Source organism: Tsukamurella sp. NPDC003166 (genome assembly GCF_040611135.1).
GTDB lineage: Bacteria > Actinomycetota > Actinomycetes > Mycobacteriales > Mycobacteriaceae > Tsukamurella.
In genome coordinates this window covers 65146-86864 of the sequence record NZ_JBEXNL010000002.1, presented here as the reverse complement: position 1 = coordinate 86864, position 21719 = coordinate 65146, and the positions used below count along the sequence as shown (strand labels likewise).

General features: G+C 72.9%; 9 protein-coding genes. All 9 read left to right on the top strand.

All coding sequences use genetic code 11. The annotated features are described in order from the left end of the window. Positions 1-119 precede the first annotated feature (119 nt). The 9 genes from ABZX10_RS02595 to nirD all read left to right on the top strand — a co-directional run bounded on the left by ABZX10_RS02595 (position 120) and on the right by nirD (position 21679). Positions 120-5621 carry a type I polyketide synthase gene (locus ABZX10_RS02595; RefSeq protein ID WP_355534231.1) on the top strand — a complete coding sequence of 1834 codons (5502 nt, stop codon included), beginning with the start codon at positions 120-122 and terminating at the stop codon, positions 5619-5621. Continuing rightward, on the top strand, positions 5618-10051 hold the full coding sequence (locus ABZX10_RS02590) for an amino acid adenylation domain-containing protein (RefSeq protein ID WP_355534229.1): 4434 nt from the start codon (positions 5618-5620) through the stop codon (positions 10049-10051). The genes ABZX10_RS02595 and ABZX10_RS02590 overlap by 4 nt, the downstream gene beginning before the upstream one ends. Next, entirely contained in the window at positions 10048-11253 is a 1206-nt protein-coding gene (locus tag ABZX10_RS02585) for an ABC transporter ATP-binding protein (protein ID WP_355534227.1), read from the top strand. Before ABZX10_RS02590 ends, ABZX10_RS02585 begins: the two co-directional genes overlap by 4 nt. Then, entirely contained in the window at positions 11250-12125 is an 876-nt protein-coding gene (locus ABZX10_RS02580) for an ABC transporter permease (protein ID WP_355534225.1), read from the top strand. Before ABZX10_RS02585 ends, ABZX10_RS02580 begins: the two co-directional genes overlap by 4 nt. 19 nt (positions 12126-12144) lie before the next feature. Then, a complete protein-coding gene (locus tag ABZX10_RS02575; RefSeq protein WP_355534223.1) occupies positions 12145-13083 on the top strand; it encodes an LLM class flavin-dependent oxidoreductase in 939 nt (312 codons plus the stop codon). Positions 13084-13231: 148 nt separating this feature from the next. Continuing rightward, on the top strand, positions 13232-17206 hold the full coding sequence (locus tag ABZX10_RS02570) for a bifunctional nitrate reductase/sulfite reductase flavoprotein subunit alpha (RefSeq protein WP_355534221.1): 3975 nt from the start codon (positions 13232-13234) through the stop codon (positions 17204-17206). Then, positions 17193-18599: an NTP transferase domain-containing protein gene (locus ABZX10_RS02565; RefSeq protein WP_355534219.1), complete on the top strand. Its 1407-nt coding sequence runs from the start codon at positions 17193-17195 to the stop codon at positions 18597-18599. The genes ABZX10_RS02570 and ABZX10_RS02565 overlap by 14 nt, the downstream gene beginning before the upstream one ends. Positions 18600-18740: 141 nt before the next feature. After that, positions 18741-21275, top strand: coding sequence for a nitrite reductase large subunit NirB (gene nirB, locus ABZX10_RS02560; RefSeq protein ID WP_355534217.1), 2535 nt, complete (start codon positions 18741-18743; stop codon positions 21273-21275). After that, on the top strand, positions 21272-21679 hold the full coding sequence (gene nirD / locus ABZX10_RS02555) for a nitrite reductase small subunit NirD (RefSeq protein ID WP_355534215.1): 408 nt from the start codon (positions 21272-21274) through the stop codon (positions 21677-21679). The genes nirB and nirD overlap by 4 nt, the downstream gene beginning before the upstream one ends. Positions 21680-21719: the final 40 nt, after the last annotated feature.

Sequence of the window (21719 nt, the reverse complement as noted above, 5' to 3'; positions counted from 1 at the left end):
CCAAGCGTGAAACAGGTGGGGCTTAAGAAGCGACATCCACCATGAGGACAGGCCCGGTGAAGAACCTGCCGGCGCCGGCGAGGGGAATTCAAGGGAGTGCAGCGGTGAGTAACGCTTCAATGACCAGCAGTGCGTCTCGGGAGACGGGCCGACGCGAGCCGATCGCGATCGTGGGCATCGGATGCCGGCTTCCGGGCGGGGTGCGCTCCGCCGGTGATTTCTGGGACCTGCTCGACGAGGGCCGCGACGCCATCGTCGACATCCCCGCGGAGCGCTGGAGCGCGGACCGCTACTACGAGGCCGACCGCGCGCCGGGCAAGAGCCGGGTCCGCCGCGGCGGCTTCCTGACCGACCCGGTCGATGAGTTCGACCCCGCGTTCTTCGGGATCTCCCCCGTCGAGGCACAGTCGATGGATCCGCAGCAGCGGCTCCTGCTCGAGGTCGCCTGGGAGTCCTTCGAGGACGCCGGCTTCCGCGCCGAGGACCTCGAGGGCACGCAGACCTCGGTCTTCACCGGCGGATTCACCCTCGACTACAGCCAGCTGCAGTTCTCCACCTCTGCCGCAGAGCCCCCGACGGTGGCCGCGCACACCGCGACCGGCGTGGTGATGACGATGCTGTCCAACCGCATCTCCCACGCCTTCGACCTGCTCGGTCCGAGCATGTCGGTGGATACGGCGTGCTCATCGTCGCTCGTCGCGATCCACCTGGCGTGCCAGTCGATCTGGAACGGCGAGAGCGAGCTCGCGCTCGCCGGCGGCGTCAACCTGATGCTGAGCCCGAACTTCACGGTCGCCGCGTCGACGGGCGGCTTCCTCTCCCCCACCAGCACCTCCCGCGCCTTCGACGCGGCGGCGAACGGCTACGTCCGGGGCGAGGGCGCGGCGCTCGTGGTGCTCAAGCCGCTGTCCCGGGCCCTCGCGGACGGTGATCGGGTCTACGCCACCGTGCTCGGTACTGCCGTGAGCCAGGACGGGCGGACGAACGGCATCACCGTCCCGAACGGCGAGAGCCAGCAGCGCGCCATCGAGGCCGCTCTCGCCGGCGCCGGGATCGCCCCGGCCACCGTCGACTACGTCGAGGCGCACGGCACGGGTACCCCCGTCGGCGACCCGATCGAGGCGAACGCGATCGGCCGGGTCTACCGTCGGGACCGCCCCGCCGACCGGCCGCTGGTCATCGGCTCCGTGAAGACGAACCTCGGTCATCTGGAGGCCGCAGCGGGTGTCGTCGGCTTCATCAAGTCCGCGCTCACCCTGGCGCATCGCCGGATTCCCCGGCACCTGCACCTGGACGCGCTCAACCCGGCCATCGACCTCGACGAGCTCCGGGTCCGGATCGCCACGGAGCCGGCGGTCCTGCGTCCCGACGGTGCGCTCCGGGCGGGCGTGAACTCGTTCGGCTTCGGCGGCACCAACGCCCACGCGATCCTCGAATCGGCGCCCGCCCCCGCCCAGACGCTCGCGCCCACCGCCGGCGACATCACCGAGCGCGACGGCATCGCCCTGCTGGTGCCGATCGCGGCCCGCAGCGAGTCCTCCCTCGCCGCCCTGTCCGGCGCGTACGCCGGACTCGTCGAATCCGACGGGGTCGCGCCGCTGGCCGGGGCACTGGCGCACCGTCGAAGCGCCCACCGGTCCGCGCGGCTCGCGGTGGTCGCCGGGAACGCCGCGCACGCCGTGGAGGCGCTGCGTGCCGCTGCCGAGGGCGCCCCGCATCCGTCGGCGCGGACCGGGTCGGCGCTCGCCGACGCGCGGCCGCTCGCCTTCGTGTACACCGGGATGGGCCCGCAGTGGTGGGGCATGGCCCGCGGCCTGCTGCAGCGGAACTCTGTGTTCCGCACCGCGATCGATCGCTGCGACGCCGGGCTGCACCCCCTCACCGGCTGGTCGCTCACCGAGGCGCTGCTCGCCTCCGAGGCCGACTCCCGCATGGCCGAGTCCGAGGTCGCGCAAGTCGCGAACTTCGGGGTGCAGTACGGGCTCTCCCGGCTGTGGGAGTCGTTCGGAGTGCGCCCCGACCTGATCGTCGGGCACAGCGCGGGCGAGGTCGCAGCCGCGCTGGAGGCCGGAGCCCTGTCCTTCGACGACGCGATCACCGTGATCGCCCACCGAGCGCGCTTGCAGCACACCGCGAGCGGCCGGGGCCGCCTGCTGGCCGTCGCGCTCGGCGAGGCCGATGCCCGCGCGCTCCCCGAGGTCCAGCGCGGGGAGCTCGAGTTCGCCGCCCTCAACGCCCCCGAGTCGATCGCGCTGGTGGGCGCTCTGCCGGTCCTGGAGGCGCTCGCCGCCCGGCTGACCGCCGACGGGGTCTTCGCCCGCCTGGTCCCGGGCGACGTGCCGTACCACAGCAGCGCCATGGATCCCCTTGAGGCCGAGGTCCGCACGTGCCTCTCCGGACTCGCCCCCGCAGCGCCCACGGTGCCGCTCTACTCGACGGTGACCGGTGCCCGCGTCCCGACGGACGGCTCCGGGCCGCACGACGCCGAGTACTGGTGGCGCAACATCCGGCGCCCCGTGCTGTTCGGGGCCGCGGCGGACGCGATGCTCGACGACGGTGCCGCCGCCTTCCTCGAGATCGGTCCGACCGCGGTGCTGGGCCGGGCGATCGCGGACGCCGCGGCCACCCAGGGGCACAACATCGGGACGACCGCCTCGCTGCGCCGCGACGGCGCCGACGCCGAGTCGTTCGCGGGCGCGCTCGCGGACCTCTGGGTCCGCGGCGTCGAGGTCGACCTCTCGCCGCTCGCGCCCCGCGCGCCGATGCGGCCGTTGCCCGCGTACCCGTGGCAGGCCGACCGGTTCTGGGCCGAGAGCACCGTCGGCCGTCAGGAGCGCCTCGCCGACACGGTCGAGCCCTACCTCGGGAACCGATCCGACGGTGCCCTGCCGGCGTGGCGGCGCCTGCTCGACGGCACCGCGCCGCGCTCCCTGCGCGACCACGTCGTCCACGGCTCCACCCTGTTCCCCGGCGCGGGGTTCCTGGAGATCGCCGCCGAGGTGGCGCGCGACGAGTACGGCGCCGCGGCCTGCACGCTGGCGGACGTCGCCTTCGAGACGGCCCTCGTGCACGGCGGCGGGACCTATCTCGTGGACACGAGCCTCGACGCCGATGCCGGCCGGATCACGATCCACGGCAAGGTCCCCGGGGCCGGGCGGTGGGCGCGGCACGCGACAGCGACTCTGCGCCCCGCTCCGGCGATCGCTCCGCACGTCGACACCTCGCCCGTCGCGGGAGCAGCGATGAGCGAGGACGCGCTGTATGACGCCTTCCGCGAGGCGGGCTTCGCGTACGGGCCCGCCTACCGACTGCTGCACGACGTGACGATCGGCGACGGGGCCGCGACCGCACGGATCCGCGCGGTCGCCCCCGAGCCGGTCGCGGATCGCGCGCCGATCCTCGAACCGAGCGTCCTTGATGCCGCGTTCCAGTTGCTGCTGCCGCTGGCCTTCCAGAGCGCCGCGGGCGCCAAGATCATCCCCGTCGGGGTCGACCGCGTCGTGATCCACGGCCGACCCGACGGCCGGCCTGACGGCCGACCCGACGGCCGCCTCGTCGCGCAGGCGACGGCGCGCCCGTCCCGCGACACCGCCTCGATCAGCGGCGACGTGGTCCTCGCGGACGAGTCCGGCCGCGTCGTGGCCGAGGTCGAGGGCTTCACCGTCCGGATCCTCGACGACGGCGCGGCGCCGCAGCGCGTGGGTACCGACTGGGTCTACGAGCAGGCGTGGGAACCGCAGGCGGTGGACCCGGTGGACCGCGGCTCCGTCGAGGGCACGTGGTTGCTCCTCGCGGACGGCACCGGCGTCGCGGATGCTCTCGCCGCCCGCCTCACCGCGGCCGGCGGCACGCCGGTCCTGATCCGCGGGGGCACCGTCGACGGTGGACCGGCGCCCGCCGACCGGGAGGCCCTCGCCGCGGCGCTGGACCGCACGATCCCCGCGGACGGGCTGCGCGGCATCGTCCACCTCCTGTCGCTCGACGCGCGGACGGATGCGGCCGATCCGCTGCGGTGGACCGCGCACGACGCCGTCCTGTCGGTGGTGCACCTCGCAGCCGAGCTCGACCGCCGCGGGATCGCGGCGCCGACCTTCCTGGTCACGAACGGCGCGCAGCCCGTCGGGGGCGGCGTGTCCGAAGCCGGGCTGCTGCAGTCGTCCCTGCTCGGCGTCGGTCGGGTCCTGCATCACGAGCTGATGGCGCTGGACTCGCGCCTCGTCGACCTCGACCCGCGCGACCCCGACGGGAGCGCGGAACTGCTCGTCGACGAGCTCCGCGTGACGGGCTCCGAGGAGGACCAGGTGGCGTTCCGGGACGGCGCGCGGCTGGTCGCCCGGCTGTACCCGTCGGCCCGCTCGGGTGGTCGGATCCCCGCCCGGATGCGCGCCGACGGCGCCTACCTCGTCACCGGCGGCCTCGGCGCGCTCGGCCGGCTGGTGCTGGTCGCCCTCGCCGAGCGCGACGCGGGGCATCTGGTCGTGACCAGCCGGTCCGGTCTCCCGCCCCGAGCGGAGTGGGGCGCACTGACCGATGCGACGCAGCGCGACGCCGTCGCCGCGGTCAGCGCCGCGGAGGCGGCGGGCGCGACGGTGCACGTCGTGTCCGTCGACGTGACGGACGAGGCGGCGCTGGCCGACACCCTGGCCCGACTGCACGCGGACGGTGTGCCGCCGGTGCGCGGCGTGATCCACTCCGCGGGCGCCGTGGACGACCAGATCCTGGTGCGGATGACGCAGGAGCAGGTCGACCGGGTGGTCCGGCCCAAGGTGCGGGGCGCGTGGGCGCTGCACGGCGCGACGGCCGGCGAGCCGCTCGACTTCTTCACCCTGTTCTCATCGATCTCGGCGGTGATCCCGTCACCCGGGCAGGGCAACTACGCCGCCGGGAACGCGTTCCTCGACGCGCTCGCGCACTACCGCAGGGCGCAGGGCCTGCCCGCGCTGTCGATCAACTGGGGCCCGTGGGACGCCGGGATGATCGCGAGCCTGGGCCTGCGCGAACTGTACGGGCAGCGCGGCATCGACCTCATCGACCCGGAGACGGGCATGACCCTGCTGGCCGAGCTCCTCGGATCCACCGAGGTCCAGCAGGGTGTGGTCTCGGCGCACTGGCCCACCGTGATCGAGAGCTACGCGCTCACCCCGGTCCTCGTCGCACACCTCGGCGGCGTCCAGGACGCGGACGACCACGACGGGGAGTCGGTCCTCGACCGGCTCGCCGTGGCTGCGGCGGGCGATCGCACCCGGATCGCCACCGACGGGGTGCGACTGACCGTCTCCCGCGTCCTGCGGATGGCGGAGGTGCACATCCCGGACGACGAACCGCTCGGCCGTCTCGGCGTGGACTCGATGCTCGCCACCGAGCTGCGGATCCGCGTGGAGCAGCAGTTCCGGGCGGCACCGTCGATCGCCTTCCTCCTCGACAACGCGACGGTGGCGACGATCGCCGCCGAGCTCCTCTCCGCGCTCGACCTCGACGCCGAAGACGCCGAGATCGACGCGGAGGCGGCGGCCGAGGTCGACGACCTCGCCGCGCTGCTCGCCGACCTGGACGACGACGCCGTCGCCGCCCTGCTCGCCCAGTCAGAGACCACCGAACCGAATGCCGGAGGCCCCCGATGACCGAGATCGAAGGGCGCCTCGCGGCGCTCAGTCCCGCCCAGCGGCACGCCCTCCTGGCACGCCTGGGAAGGGCACCGTCGACGGAGCCCGCCGCGCCGCCGATCACGCCCCGCGTGCGCGAGGGCGAAGCGGTTCGGCTCTCCGCCACCCAGGAGAACATGTGGTTCCTCGAGCAGTTCCACCCCGGCACGAGCATGCACGTGATGTCCGGCGTGGCCCGGCTCCCGATCGACGTCCCACACGCGATCTTCACCGACTGCCTCGCCGAGGTGATCGAGCGGCATCCGGTGCTGCGCACCCGGTTCGGGATCGAGGACGGTGAGCCGGTGGGGCGGATCGCCCCGGCCGTCCGGCCCGAGGTCGCCCTGCTCGACGGCATCGACGAGCGCCGGATGTGGGCGCGGTTCGGCGAGGACGCCCGGACCCCGTTCGACATCGCGCGGGACCCGCTGCTGCGGGCGACGCTGGCGCGCACCGACTCCGGCGACACATGGGTGCAGATCACGCTGCACCACATGGTGGCCGACGGATACTCCACCGGCATCCTGTTCGCCGAGCTCGGCCAGCTCGCGACGGGCAGGCTGATCGGCCGGCTCCAGCAACTCCCCGATCTCCCCTTCCAGTACGCCGACGTGGCGCTCTGGGAGCGCGAACGCGAGGAAGAGGACGCCGACGCGACGGACATCGCCTACTGGACGGAGCGACTCGACGGTGCGCCCGCCGCCCTGACCCTGCCGACCGACCGGCCCCGCCCCGCCCGCCAGGGCTACCGCGGTCGCCGCACCGAGTTCGCGCTCACCGCCGAGCAGGCCGCCGCCGTCCGCACGTTCAGCGCCGAGCACGGCGTCACGCCGTTCGTGACGGTGCTCAGCGCGTACGCGACGGTCCTGTCCCGGTGGTCCGCGCAGGACGGCGTCGTGATCGGCGTCCCCGTGGCGCAGCGGTCCCGGCCGGGCACCGATCTCGTGATCGGCCCGTTCCTCAACACCCTCGCGCTGCCGATCGCGCTCGGCGAGGGCGAGACGGTCGAGGGGCTCCTGGCGCAGGTGAACGGAGAGGTCCGCGAGGGCTTCCGGCACCAGGACGCGCGTTTCGACCGGGTACTGGCGGCGCTCGACCTGCCCCGCGACCCCGCCCGCCCGCCGCTGTTCCAGGCGATCCTGAACATGCAGGAGGATCGCAGCGCCCCCGAGATGCAGCTGCGCGACCTGTACAACGGCTGCGCCAAGTTCGAGGTGCTGCTGAACATCACCACGACTCCGACCACCATGACCGGCACGCTCGACGTCGCGGCGGACCTGTTCGACCAGGAGACCGCGGATGCCTTGATCGACGGCTTCGTCGCGGTCCTCGATGCGCTCACGCAGCCCGATGCGCGGGCGGCCCGGGAGGTCGCGACCCTGCCGCTGAGCATCGCCCCGCTCCCCGTGCCGGCCCCGGCCGCGCAGCCGGCCACGCCCGCGCTCGACGAGTACGTCCTCGCCGCCGCCCACGCCCCGGATCGCACCGCGATCGTCACGGCGACGGGGCGGATCACCTACGCGGAGTTGGCGGCCCGGGTCGAGCGCCTCGCCGCCCGGATCGCGGAGCGGATCGACGCCCCGCCGCAGACCCCGATCGGCCTGCTCCTGCCGCGGTCGGCGGAGGTCGTCGTGGCGATGCTCGCCACGCTGCGCGCGGGCTACTCGTTCGTGCCGCTCGACCCCGCCTATCCGGCGGAGCGCCTCGCGTTCATCTGCGCCGACGCGGGGATCCCCGCGCTGATCACCACCCCCGGCGATCTGGCCGAGGTACCGGGGCTCGACCTGCCCTGGATCGACGTCGCCGACGCGCCCGCCGGGCCGGCTCCGGCACCGTCGGGCCTCGATCCCGCGACCCGGACGGCGTACCTGCTCTACACCTCCGGGTCGACGGGACGCCCGAAGGGCGTTCGGGTCTCGCATCGGAACGTGGTCACCTTCCTCGAGGCGATGCGGGCGGAGCCGGGCCTGACCCCCTCGGACACGCTGCTCGCCGTCACGAGCCCCTCGTTCGACATCGCGATCCTCGAGCTGCTGCTCCCGCTCGCCGCCGGGGCGCGGGTCGTCATCGCCGACGGTGACGACGCCCGCGACGGCGACCGGCTCGCGGCGCTGCTCGACGAGCACGCCGTGACGGTCATGCAGGCCACGCCCACCACCTGGCACCTGCTGCTCGACGCCGGCTGGACCGGCACGCGCGGGCTGCGGGCACTGTGCGGCGGCGAGGCGATGCCGGCCGTGCTCGCAGGCCGGCTGCTGGACTGCGCGGACGAGCTGTGGAACATGTACGGCCCGACCGAGACCACCATCTGGTCGACGGTGCACCGCGTCACCCACGACGATGTCGCGGCGGGGGCGATCCCGATCGGCCACCCGATCCGCGGCACCGGGATCGTGGTCGCCGACGATGCCGCCGCGCCCGTGCCCGACGGCGTCTTCGGCGAGCTGTGCATCATCGGCGACGGCGTGACCCTGGGCTACCACGAGCGGCCCGATCTCACCGCCGATCGGTTCGTCGACCTGGCCGGGGCGCAGCCGATCCGGGCGTACCGCACCGGTGATCTCGTACGCAGGTTCCGCGACGGCCGGATCGAGTTCGGCGGCCGCATAGACACCCAGGTGAAGGTTCGTGGCTTCCGCGTCGAGCTGGGCGAGATCGAGAGCGCGCTGGAGACCGCGCTGCCGGGCGTCCGCGCGATCGCCGCGGTCGACGCCGCCGGGACCGCGATCACCGCCTACCTGGAGTGCTCGGCCGAGGAGCTCGGCGACACCGGAACCCTGCTCGGAGGACTGCGGGAGACCTTGCCGCCGTACATGGTCCCCAGCGCGATCGCGGTGGTCGACGCCTTCCCCCTGACCCCGAACCGCAAGATCGATCGCAAGGCGCTCGCGGCCCGGGGCGGCGCGCCGGTGGCGCTGGCCGCCGCGAGCGGCGTCGAGTACATCGCCGCGCGCACCGACCTGGAGCGGGACCTCGCCGCGATCTGGACCGACTTGCTGGGCCTGACCACCGCACCGGGCGTTCGCGACGACTTCTTCCTGCTCGGCGGTCACTCGCTGCTGGCGACCAAGCTGGTCTTCCGGGTGCGGGAGAAGCTCGGCCGGGTGGTGCCGCTGCCGGCGCTGTTCGCCGGCGAGCTCACGATCGAACGACTCGCCGCGATCCTCGAGCAGGGCGGTGCGGGCTTCGAGAGCTCGCTCGTCCTCGCCGACGAGGTCGCCCTGCCCGAGGAGATCCGGCCCGCACCCGGCGCGCCCGTGCGCAGCTCGGCCGACCCGCGGAACCTGTTCGTCACCGGCGCGACCGGGTTCGTCGGATCGTTCCTCGTAGCGGAGCTACTGGAGACGTCCGCCGCGACCCTGCACTGCCTGGTCCGTGCCGACTCCCGAGAGGAGGGCGCGGCCCGGATCCGGGAGACGATGCGCGGCTACGGGATCTGGGACGAGGCGTACGCGACCCGGATCGTGGCGGTGCCCGGCGACCTGACCCGGGAGCGGCTCGGGCTCAGCGACACGGACTGGGCCGAGCTGGCCGGCACCGCGGACGGCATCATGCACTGCGGCGCCGACGTGAACTTCCTGCGCCCCTATCCGACGCTGAAGTCCGCGAACGTCGACGGCACGGTGCAGGTGCTCGCGCTGGCCTGCGACGGCCCGGTCACACCGGTGCACTTCGTGTCGACCACCTATGTCTTCTCGCGGTTCTCGTACCCGCAGGGCACGGTCTTCGCCGAGGACGACCGCAGCCCCGTCCAGGACCCGAGGTTCACCTTCGGCTACACCCAGTCCAAGTGGGTGGGCGAACAATTGGTCTTCGAAGCGCGCTCCCGCGGCGTCCCGACCTACGTCTACCGCACGGGTCGCGTCGCGGGCCACAGTGTCACGGGTGCGTGCCAGTCGTCGGATTTCCTCTGGCAGACCATCAAACTGGGAGTCGCGTTGGGTGCGGCACCCACGATGGACATGTCCACCGACATCACCCCCGTCGACTACGTGGTGGGAGCCATCGCGCGCCTCGCGGTGCAGCCGGGCCTCGCGGGACGCACCTTCCACGTGGTTTCGCCCGAGACCGTGGCGGTCCCGGACCTCGTGCGTTGGATGTCCGACTTCGGATACGCCGGCGAGGAACTGCCCTTCGGCCAGTGGTGCGAGCGCGCCGCCGAACTCGCCGAGCGCGAGGGCGACGCGACCGCCGGCGCGCTGGCTCCGTTCCTGTCCGCGACCCCGTTGGACAACATGCCCGATGCGACCTTCGACGACGCCAACGTACGGGACGGACTGGCGGGCACCGGGATCGTCTGCCCGCCGATCGACGGTGCGCTCCTGAAGCGTTACTTCGAGTGGTTCATCGACCGCGGCTACCTCCCGCCGCCGCCGTCGCGGGACCTGCCGGATAGCGTCGCATCATGAACGGAACCACACCTCGCGGCCCCGTGGAGCGGACGACGACCACACTCCGGGAGCGCCGCCGGAGAACGCCCGTTCAGCAGGTCGAACAGACCGTCTCGCAATCGATTCGCACCCGGGCCTCCCGCTCGTCGCTGCCCGCGTCGCGCCCGCTGCCCGCGACGCGCCCGGCACCGTCGATGGTCCGCGCCGCGCCCACGGCGGCGCGTCCCGTGCCACCGCCACCACCCGGCAGCCCCACTCCCGGCCACTTGCCCGCTCCGGCTCCCGCCGCGGCCCCCCGCGCGGCCGCCGGCCCGGGTGGGCCACCGGTCATCAGCGTTCGGAACCTGATCAAGAGTTACGGCGACGTCCGGGCGGTGGACGGCGTCTCGTTCGACGTCGCGGGCGGGAGCACGTTCGCCTTCCTCGGCACGAACGGCGCCGGCAAGTCGACCACGATCAGCTGCATCACCACGCTGAAGTCGGTGACCTCCGGCGAGATCCGGGTCGCCGGGATGCTGGTCGGCCAGCAGGACCTCGACATCCGGCGCTCCATCGGCGTGGTCTTCCAGGAGTCCCTGCTCGATCCGATGCTGTCCGTCCGCGAGAACCTGGCGCTGCGGGCGACCTTCTACGGCGTCGAGCGGTCCACCGCGCGGGAGCGGATCGCGAGCCTGTCGTCGCTGCTCGACCTCGAGGAGTTCCTGGGACGCCGGTACAAGACGCTCTCCGGCGGGCAGAAGCGCCGCGCGGACATCGCCCGGGCCCTGATCCATCAGCCACACATCCTGTTCCTCGACGAGCCGACGACCGGCCTCGACCCGGATTCGCGCGACCGCGTCTGGTCGACGATCCTGGACCTGCAGAAGCGACTGCGGCTCACCGTCTTCCTCACGACCCACTACATGGAGGAGGCCGAACGCGCCGACCGGATCGCGATCATCGACCACGGCCGGATCGTGACGTCCGGCACGCCGACGGAGCTCCGCGCCGCGCACGCGAAGGACGAGCTGCGGGTGACCCTGCGCGATCCCCGGCGGTTCGACGAACGGTTCGGATCGCGCGCCGCGCGCACCGGGACGGAACGACGGATCGTCGTCGGATCGAGTCGGGAGGCGATGACCCTGCTGCGCGAGTTCGACGCCGACATCACCGATTTCGAGTTCCGGCACGGAACGATGGACGACGTCTTCCTGAACATCACCCGGAACGGGAGTCGATGATGCTGTACCACCTGACCCGGCGCAACGTCGTCGTGTTCTTCCGGGATCCGCCCGCGGTGTTCTTCTCGCTACTGTCACCGATCATCCTGTTCGTCCTGTTCTCCGCGTTCCTCGGCGGCGTCCAGACCGACGCCCTGCAGAAGTCCCTGCCCACCGCGAGCGCCGACGACGTCGACGCCTTCGTCTACTCCTGGGTGATCGCCAACCTGGTCATGATCACCACCGCGACGACCAGCCTGTCCGCGCTGGTGGTGTTCGTGAACGATCGGGTGGGGAACGTCTTCCGCGACTTCCTGGTCTCACCGATCAATAGGCTGCAGATGATCCTGAGCTACCTCCTCGGCGCCTTCGTCGTGTCGGTCGCGCTCAGCGCGGCGGTACTGATCCTCGCGGAGATCTACCTCGGCGTCGTCTACTCGGCCGCGCTCTCGGTGGGCGCCTTCGCGCAGGCCCTGGCGCAGCTGATCGGCTTCTGCCTGCTGTTCTCCGCGATCTGGAGCCTCGTGGTCACGTTCATCGCCTCCAACGGCGTGTTCACCTCGGTCGCGACGATCGTGGGCACGGCCGGCGGATTCCTGGCGGGCGCCTACATCACCGTCGGGGCGCTGCCCAGCGGCGTCGTGACCTTCATGAATCTCCTCCCCCTGAATCAGGCCGCGACGCTCATGCGGGCACCGTTCACGCGTGCGCCGCTCGACGCGCTCGCCGGATCGTCCGAACAGGCCCGCGCAACGGTCCGGGACGAGTACGGGCTCCTGCCCCACGTCGCCACGGCGCAGGTCTCGGCATGGGCGCTGTGGCTGGTGTTCGCGGCGCTGTTCGCGGTGTTCGTCGCGCTCGGCGCCTGGCGCATCGGCCGCAGAATCGGCTGATCGGCCGTAGCCTGGCGACATGACCCCAGCGACCTTCTCCGTCTCGATCCCGCAGATCGTCGACGGCGATTTCGACGAGGAAGGTGTCCGGGACTACCTGGTCCGCGCGGAGGAGCTCGGCTTCGAGGGGGCGTGGACATCCGAACAGACGGTGGGCGGGGCGGCGATGCTGGCGCCGCTGGAACTGCTGTCGTGGGCGGCGGCCTGCACGAGCCGGCTGCGCCTCGGGGTAGCGGTGATCGTCTCCTCCCTGCACGACCCGTTGCAGCTGGCCGCGGCGGCGACCTCGGTCGACCGGCTCAGCCACGGGCGCCTCGACCTCGGTGTCGGGTCGGGCGGCGACTTCCGCCCGTTCGCGGCCTTCGGCGTCGCCCGCGAGACCTTCATCGCCTCGTACACCGAGGGCATCGAGTTGATGAAGGCCGCGTGGGCGGACGGGCCGACCGTGACCTTCCACGGACGGTTCCGCGACGCCGAGGGGTTGGCGATCCCGCTCAAGCCGGTGCAGCGCCCGCACCCGCCGCTGTGGTTCGGCGGCGGCGCCCCGAGGGCGCTCGCCCGAGCGGTGCGGCTCGGCGACGGCTTCATGGGCGCGGGGTCGTCGACCACCGAGCACTTCCGCGGGGCGGCCGCCACCGTCCGCGAGGAACTGGCGCGTCGCGGACGGCACGGGGACGGCTTCCGCATCGGCAAGCGCGTCTACCTCGCCATCGATGACGATCCCGCCCGCGCGCGTCGGGTGGCGGACGAGGGGCTGTTCCGGCTCTACGGCGCGTTGACGACCCGGTTCGGCGAGGTCGCGGTCACGGGGACGCCGGAACAGGTCGCCGACGGCCTCCGCGAGGTCGTCGACGCGGGCGCACGCACCGTCCTGCTCAACCCGATGGGATCCGACGTCGCCGCCGACCGCGAGCAACTGGAGCGCCTGCACGCCGAGGTGCTCCCCCTCCTGCGCTGATCCCGGACATCACCCACCGACCGCGGCTGGGTTCCGCCGACGATCACGCGGCAACGCACGACCGGCGCACACCTCGAACGCGGAGCAGGTGACACGGGCGTAACAATGCGGCCCGACCCCCGAAACACCGCACGGGCACCGTGGCGACATGGACGTCGAGACGGTGTGCGGGTACTGCGGAGTGGGCTGCGGCCTGACGCTGCAGGTGCGCGACGGTGCGGTGACCAAGTCCGTCGGCACCCGACACCATCCGGCGAACCGCGGGCGGCTCTGCACGAAGGGCAGCACGACCGTCGACCTGCTGACGGCGGGCGGTCGGCAGGCCGGAGCCGAACTCCGCGAGCACCGCCACGACGAGCGCCGGCCGGTCGCTCTCGACGAGGCGATCACCGCCACCGGGCGGCGGTTGCGCGAGATCCGGGACGAGCACGGGCCGGACGCCATCGCGCTCTACGTCAGCGGACAGATGACGCTGGAGGCGCAGTACCTGGCGACGAAGCTCGCCAAGGGCTACCTGCGCACCCGGTGGATCGAGTCGAACTCCCGGCTGTGCATGGCCAGCGCGGGAACCGGCTACAAACAGTCGCTCGGTGCGGACGGCCCGCCCGGCAGCTACGACGACCTCGACCACGCCGACGTGTTCCTGGTGATGGGCGCCAACATGGCCGACTGCCACCCGATCCTGTTCCTGCGGCTCATGGACCGGGTCAAGGCCGGCGCGAAGCTGATCGTGGTCGACCCGAGGCGGACCGCCACGGCGGCGAAGGCGGACCTGCACCTGCCGATCCGGCCGGGCACCGATCTCGCGCTGCTCAACGGCCTCCTCGCACTGCTGGTCGAACAGGGCCGGATCGACCGGGACTTCATCGCTGCGCACACCGAGGGCTGGGAGGCGATGCCCTCGTTCCTCGAGGACTACCCCCTCGACCGCGTCGCCGAGATCACCGGTCTCGATTCGGCAGACATCGCCCGGGTCGCCGAGCTGCTCGGCGGGGCCGAGAATTGGACCAGCCTGTGGACCATGGGCCTGAACCAGTCGATCCACGGCACCTGGAACACCATCGCCCTGTGCAACCTGCACCTCGCCACCGGCACGATCTGCCGCACCGGATCGGGCCCGTTCTCGCTCACCGGCCAACCGAACGCCATGGGCGGCCGTGAGATGGGCTACATGGGCCCCGGCCTGCCCGGCCAGCGGAGCGTTCTCGCCGAGGACGACCGGGCCTTCGCCGAGCAGACCTGGGGGCTGCCCGCCGGGTCGATCCGCACCGAGGTCGGGGAGGGCACCGTCGACATGTACCGGCGGCTGGCCGACGGCTCCGTCAAGGCCGCGTGGGTTATCTGCACCAACCCCGTGGCGTCGATGGCCAACCGCTCCACCGTGATCGACGCGTTCAAGGCCGCGCAGCTGGTGATCGTGCAGGAGGCGTTCACCGGGAACGAGACCGCGGAGTACGCCGATATCGTTCTACCCGCGGCACACTGGGCGGAGACCTCGGGCGTGATGATCAACTCCGAGCGCAACCTCACCCGCACGGTGGAGGTGACGCCGCCTCCCGGCGACGCGCTCCCGGACTGGAAGCTCATCTGCCTCGTCGCCGCCGAACTCGGCTACGGCGACGCCTTCGACTTCCCCGATGCGGCGGCCGTGTTCGAGGAGCTCAAGCAGTTCCACAATCCCCGCACGGGGTGGGACCTGCGCGGCGTCGACCACGCGCGTCTCGAGCGCGGCCCGGTGCAATGGCCCGCCGCGCCCGGCTGCGACGACCGCAACCCGATCCGCTACCTCGACCCCGGTCGGGGGCTGCGGTTCGCCACCCCGTCGGGCCGGGCACAGTTCCACCCCCGGCCCTACATGCCCCCGGCCGAGCTGCCGGACGACGAGTACCCCCTGATCCTGACGACCGGCCGCCTGGCGCACCAATGGCACACGATGACCAAGACCGGCAAGGTCGCCAAGCTCAACAAGCTCACCCCGGGCCCGTTCCTGCAGGTGCACCCCGACGACGCGGAGCGCCTCGGGGTCGGCACCGGCTCGCGGGTGCGGGTGTCGAGTCGCCGCGGCGGCGCGACCCTGCCGGTGCAGGTCGACGACGGTGTCCGCCCGGGCGTCTGCTTCGCTCCGATGCACTACACCGACGCATTGGGCGAGGAATCGGCCGTGAACGCGATCACCAACGACGCCGTCGACCCGGAGTCCTTGCAACCGGAATTCAAGGTGAGCGCTGTGGCACTGACCCCCGTCCCCGCACGATCCCCCGCCACCGGGGCCGCCGGGGCCGCCACCGACTCCTCGGCGTCCCTGATCTCCGCGGCGCTCGGGGCGTACGCGAGCGGGCCCGGCGAGCTCTCCCCGTCGGAGTCCGGCTTCCTCGGCGGCCTGCTGGCGGGGCTGAGCGCCGCACCGCCGAGCGGCGTACCGTCGGTCCCGCCGACCGCACCCCTGGGGCCGATCGCTCGGGCCTGGCTGGAGGGGGTCCTCGCCGGCGTGTACGCGGGGCCCGCGACCTTCCCGGTGCCGCCGTCCGGCGAGGAGGCGAAGGCCCCCGGGCGCACGATCACGCTGGTGTGGGCCTCGCAGACCGGCACCGCCGAGGGGTACGCGCAGGAGTGCGCCGCCGCGCTGACCGATGCCGGGATGGCGCCCCACGTCCTCGGGGCGGAGCGGATCTCCCCCTCGCGACTGACGGGCACGGTCCTGTTCCTCGTGGCCACCACCGGGGACGGCGAGGCGCCCGACAACGGCGTCGCGCTGTGGGATGCGCTGGCGGCGGCCGAACCCGGCGACCTCGACGACCTCGACTACGCGGTGCTCGGCTTCGGCGATCCCTCGTACGCGGACTTCTGTGGTTTCGCGCGCAAGCTGGACTCGCGGCTGGAGCACCTGGGCGCCAACCGGATCGCGCCCCGGGCCTCCTGCGACCCCGACTACGCCGACGCCGCCGCAGCGTGGCTCGCGACGGTGACCGCCGCCCTCGGCGGGCCCGCGGTAGCCGGCACGACCGAGGCCGCCGCACCCGGGATTCCCGCGGGTTCCGCCTCCACGCCGTCCTACTCGAGGAACAACCCGCTCCGCACCGTACTGCACGAATCCGCCGCGCTGTCCGGCCGCGGATCGGCGAAGGACGTGCGCCGCTTCACCTTCGCGCTGCCGGAGGGAACGCTGTCGTACCGTGCGGGCGACGCCCTCGGCGTGTGGCCCGTCAACTCGGGCGCCGTGCTGGAGGAGTTCTGCGCCCGCACGGGTGTCGAACCCGAGACCGACGGCCTCGCCAGGAGGAATCTGACGCAGATCACGCCGGACGTCCTGCGCTTCGTCGCGGACAACTCCCCCCGCGCCGAGGACCTGCGGGCGATCATCGACGAGCCCACACGCTTCGCGGACTGGGCATGGGGACGCCAGCTCACCGACTTGCTGACGGCGCACCCCGTCGAGGTCGATCCCGCGCGCTGGCTGGAGTTGCTCCGCCCGTTGACGCCTCGCCTGTACTCCATCTCGTCGAGCCCCAGGGAGGATCCCGGGACGGTCTCGGTGACGGTGTCCGTGGTCGGTTTCGATCATGCCGGCGTCCGCCGATCCGGGGTGTGCTCCTCGCATCTGGCGTCGCTCGCCCCGGGCGCGGCGGTCGACCTGTTCATCCAGCCGACCCGGGCGTTCCTGCCGCCGGAGGATCCCCACGCCGCGGCCGTGATGATCGGCCCCGGCACCGGCATCGCGCCGTTCCGGGGATTCCTCCACGACCGGGCGAAGGCGGGCCACGACGGCGGGAACTGGCTGTTCTTCGGCGAGCAGCACGAGGCCACCGACTTCTACTACCGCGACGAACTGGCGGACCTACAGGAGTCCGGCGCATTGACCCGGCTGGACACCGCGTTCTCCCGCGACCGCGCGGAGAAGGTCTACGTCCAGGACCGCATGCGAGAGCACGCCGCCGAGCTGTGGAACTGGATCCGGCGCGGCGCACACATCTACGTGTGCGGCGACGCCGCGCGGATGGCCCGCGATGTCGACGAGGCCCTGCGGGGTATCGTCGCCGAACACGGCCACATGGCGCCGCGCAGCGCGGACGCCTACGTGGCAGCGCTCTCGGCCGAACGGAGATACGTGCGTGACGTCTACTGACCACGACGACTCCGCCGCTCGGATCGACGCGGCGATCATCGTGGCCGGCGGCGAGGGGCGCCGCCTCGGGCTGGACAAGCCGGAGCAGATGGTCGGCGGACGCCGGCTCCTGGACGCCGCGCTCGACGCGGTTGCGGGCGCAGCCGTCGTGGTCGTCGGGCCCGCGCGCACCGTCCCGCCCGGAGTCGTCCTGGTCCGCGAGAGGCCCTCGGGCGGTGGCCCGCTCGCGGCCGTGGCGGCCGGGCTCGACGCCCTGTCCGCAGACGCGCGGACGATCGCGGTGCTCGCCGCGGACCTGCCGGAGGTGGACCGCGGCACCGTCGGCGCACTGGCCGCGCTCCGGGCCCGAACGGATGCCCCGGTCGTCCTCGCGGAGGACCCCACTGGCCGCGTCCAATACCTGCTCGCCGTGTGGGACGCGCGGACCCTGCGCGCCGCCGTCGCCGGCGTCGGCGACCCCACCGGCCTGCCACTCCGCGCGATCGTCGGGGCCGACGCGGCCCGACTGCGCTGCACAGTCACCGATGTCGACACCCCCGAGGACCTGCGGATCGCGCGCCGCTCCCCCGCGGCAGTCCGGCGGACGCTGCGTCGCGGGCTCCCGGTGCTGCCGGTGAGGACAGGCCCTCTCGTCGACGGCGCGGTCCTCGCGAAGCCTCTCGTGGCCGCCGCCCCCTTCCCGCCCATCGACCAGTCCGCGATGGACGGCTGGGCCGTCGCCGGCGCGGGCGGCGTGACGACGGCGCCCCTGCGCGGTCCGGTGCGCATCGCGCTGCACACCTCGGGCGACGAGACGAGCGCGCGCGGCGAGCACGGCCTGCCCGAGACCGCCGCGGGCCCGGTCGCAGACCTCCTCACCGGCGTCGGTGCGCGCGTGCGTCGTTCGCCGCATCTCGCGGACACCCCGGAGGCCTTCGCCGCGGCGCTCCGGCAGAACGCGGCGGACGTCGTGGCGATCATCGGCGCCACGGGCCGCGGCGCGGCCGACCGGCTGCGCGGGGCCCTCGAGGCTGCCGGGGCCGTGCTGCTCGTCGACGGCGTCGACGTGCGCCCCGGCGGATCGATCCTCGTGGCGACGGTGCCCGGCGGTCCCGTCGTGCTCGGCCTCGAGGGCAACCCGATGGCGGCGCTCCTCGGCGCCGCACTCCTCGGTCGCCCGGTGTGCGAGACGCTGACCGGGGCGGCGTCCCGGCCGGAGGACCTCGTCGCGCTCGCCGATCCGAATCCCGATCCGCGATGGCGGATGCTGCCCGCGGAGCCGGACGGTGCCGAACGCTGGCACGTCCCGGATTCCGTGGCGACCGGGCACCTCGCAGGCGCGGTCGGCCATCGCGCGATCGTGCTGGTGCCGCCGCTCGCCCGGGCCGGTGACCTGGTCGAACGCCTCGCCTGACACCACCGTCACCTCACCTCACCTCCGCGCCGCGCGCGCCGTGAGGATCCCGTGACGGGGCCGCAACGCGAGGGCACGTCGCGGCAACACCGCCTCCCTACCGTTCGTGGCAACGGGTTCCTAACGCAGAGGAGACGGGATATGACCGCACCCCGCACCGTCGTCGTCATCGGCCACGGCATGGTCGGCCACAGGTTCGTCGAAGCGCTCCGCGCGCGGGACGACGCGGGCGCCTGGCGCGTGGTCGTGGTCGGCGAGGAGGCGGACGCCGCGTACGACCGCGTCGGACTGTCGTCCTACGTGGGGGTGTGGGAGCGCGAGCGGCTCGCGCTCGCGGGCAACGACTACGCCGGCGACGACCTGGTCGAGCTCCGCACGGGCGAGCGAGTGACCGGCATCGACCGCGCCACACGGACGGTGGTCACGGACCGCGGATCGGTGGCCTACGACGCCGTGGTCCTGGCCACGGGGTCCTACGCCTTCGTGCCGCCGGTGCCCGGCCACGACCTCCCCGGTTGCCATGTGTACCGCACCCTGGACGACCTCGACGCGATCCGGGCGGACGCGGACGCCGCGCTCGAACGCGACTCCGATGCCGTCGGCGTGGTCGTCGGGGGTGGCCTGCTCGGGCTGGAGGCGGCGAACGCGCTCCGATCGTTGGGCCTCAGACCGCATGTCGTGGAGGTCAATCCGCGCCTGATGCCCCAGCAGGTCGACACCGGCGGCGGCGAACACCTGGCGCGGATGATCGGCGCCCTGGGCATCGACATCACGTTGAGCTCCGGCACCGTCGACATCAGCCCCGCGGACCACGGCCTCGCCGTCACGCTGAAGGACCAGTCGGTCGTCGACGCGGCGGTCGTGGTCTTCGCCGCCGGCGTCCGCCCGCGCGACGAGCTGGCGCGCGCCGCGGGCCTCGACCTGGCGGAGCGCGGCGGCGTGCTCACCGATCTCGGCTGCGTCACCTCCGATCCCGCGATCCACGCGATCGGCGAGGTGGCCGCGGTGGAGGGGCGCTGCTACGGCCTCGTCGGGCCCGGCTACGCGACCGCCGAGGTGGTCGCCGATCGGCTGCTCGGCGGCGATGCGCTGTTCCCGGGCGCCGACATGTCCACCAAGCTCAAGCTGCTCGGGGTCGACGTCGCGTCCTTCGGCGATGCCCACGGCACCACCCCGGGCGCGCTGGACGTGGTGGTCAGCGACCCGATCGGCGGCACCTACGCGAAGCTCGTGCTGTCCGACGACGCCGCGACCCTCCTCGGCGGCGTCCTGGTCGGCGACGCATCCCAGTACGGTGTGCTGCGGCCGCTGGTGGGGTCGGCGCTGCCCGGCGATCCGGTCTCGCTGATCGCCCCCGTCGGTGACGGTGCGCCCGCCATCGGCGTCGGCTCCCTGCCGGACGAGTCCCAGATCTGTTCCTGCAACGACGTTTCCAAGGGTGCGCTGTGCGGCGCGATCGCCGCCGGCGCGTGCACCGTCGCCGAGCTCAAGGGCTGTACCAACGCCGGTACCTCCTGCGGCTCCTGTGTCCCCCTGCTCTCCCAGCTGCTGGCGTCCCAGGGCGTCACCGTCTCGAAATCCCTGTGCGAGCACTTCTCCCAGTCGCGCGCCGAGCTCTTCGAGCTGGTCCAGGCGAGCGGGATCCGCACCTTCTCGGGGCTCATCGAGCGGTTCGGCACCGGCACCGGCTGCGACCTGTGCAAGCCGACGGTCGCGTCGATCCTCGCGTCCACGAGCTCCGACCACATCCTCGACGGCGAGCAGGCGTCGCTGCAGGACAGCAACGACCACTTCCTCGCCAACATCCAGCGCAACGGCACCTACTCGGTGGTGCCCCGCATGCCCGGCGGCGACGTGACCGCCGAGCAGCTCATCGTGATCGGCGAGATCGCCCGCGATTTCGGTCTGTACACCAAGATCACCGGCGGCCAGCGGATCGACATGTTCGGCGCGACGGTCGACCAGCTGCCGATGATCTGGCGGCGCCTCGTCGACGCCGGAATGGAATCGGGCCAGGCGTACGGCAAGTCGCTGCGCACGGTCAAGAGCTGCGTGGGCAGCGACTGGTGCCGGTACGGGCAGCAGGACTCGGTGCAGATGGCCATCGACCTCGAGCTCCGGTATCGCGGGCTCCGGTCCCCGCACAAGATCAAGATGGGCGTCTCGGGCTGCGCCCGCGAGTGCGCCGAGGCCCGCGGCAAGGACGTCGGCGTCATCGCCACCGAATCCGGCTGGAACCTCTACGTGGGCGGCAACGGCGGCATGACGCCCAAGCACGCGCAGCTGCTGGCCGGCGACCTCGACTCCGAGACGCTGATCCGGTACGTCGACCGGTTCCTCATGTACTACATCCGCACCGCCGATCGACTGCAGCGGACCGCCCCGTGGGTCGAGGGCCTCGACGGCGGTATGGACCGCCTGCGGGAGGTCGTGATCGACGACGCGTTGGGCCTGGCCGCGGACTTCGAGGCCACGGTCGCCCGCCACGTCGCCGGCTACGGCTGCGAGTGGAAGGGCGTGCTGGACGACCCCGACAAGCTCGCCCGGTTCGTCTCGTTCGTCAACGCCCCCGGGGCCCCCGACCCCACCGTCGACTTCGGCGAGAAGAACGGCCGCAAGGTGCCCGTCCTGCTCGGCGCCAGGCCGTCGATGCCCACCCGAAAGGACCGCGCATGACGACCGCCCCCTTCGACCTGCACCGCTGGACCCGCGACTGGACCGCCGCCTGCCCCGTCGGCAGGCTCGAGCGACTGCGCGGCGTCGCGGTCCTGCTGCCCGACGGTGCCCAGGTCGCCCTGTTCCGCCTGGCCGACGACAGCATCCGCGCGGTCGGGAACATCGATCCGATCGGGCGGGCCGCGGTGCTCTCGCGCGGCATCGTCGGGGACCGCGGCGGCTTCCCGGTGGTGCAGTCGCCCCTGAAGAAGCAGGCGTTCAGCCTGCTCGACGGCCGCTGCCTGGACGCGCCGGACGTGTCGATACCGGTGTACGACACCAGGATCTCGCTGGACGGCACTGTGTTCGTGGCCAACTCCCCCGAGGTGGCGTTCGGCTTCCGCCGCGGCGCCGACACTCTGTGATCGCAACACCACTAGTGTCTGCTCCGGACGAGGTGAAGGA

Excerpts from the sequence above, each read along its gene's own strand:
- ABZX10_RS02595 (WP_355534231.1), top strand. The coding sequence starts at position 120 with ATGACCAGCAGTGCGTCTCGGGAGACGGGCCGACGCGAGCCGATCGCG.
- ABZX10_RS02590 (WP_355534229.1), top strand. The coding sequence starts at position 5,618 with ATGACCGAGATCGAAGGGCGCCTCGCGGCGCTCAGTCCCGCCCAGCGG.
- ABZX10_RS02585 (WP_355534227.1), top strand. The coding sequence starts at position 10,048 with ATGAACGGAACCACACCTCGCGGCCCCGTGGAGCGGACGACGACCACA.
- ABZX10_RS02580 (WP_355534225.1), top strand. The coding sequence starts at position 11,250 with ATGATGCTGTACCACCTGACCCGGCGCAACGTCGTCGTGTTCTTCCGG.
- ABZX10_RS02575 (WP_355534223.1), top strand. The coding sequence starts at position 12,145 with ATGACCCCAGCGACCTTCTCCGTCTCGATCCCGCAGATCGTCGACGGC.
- ABZX10_RS02570 (WP_355534221.1), top strand. The coding sequence starts at position 13,232 with ATGGACGTCGAGACGGTGTGCGGGTACTGCGGAGTGGGCTGCGGCCTG.
- nirB (WP_355534217.1), top strand. The coding sequence starts at position 18,741 with ATGACCGCACCCCGCACCGTCGTCGTCATCGGCCACGGCATGGTCGGC.
- nirD (WP_355534215.1), top strand. The coding sequence starts at position 21,272 with ATGACGACCGCCCCCTTCGACCTGCACCGCTGGACCCGCGACTGGACC.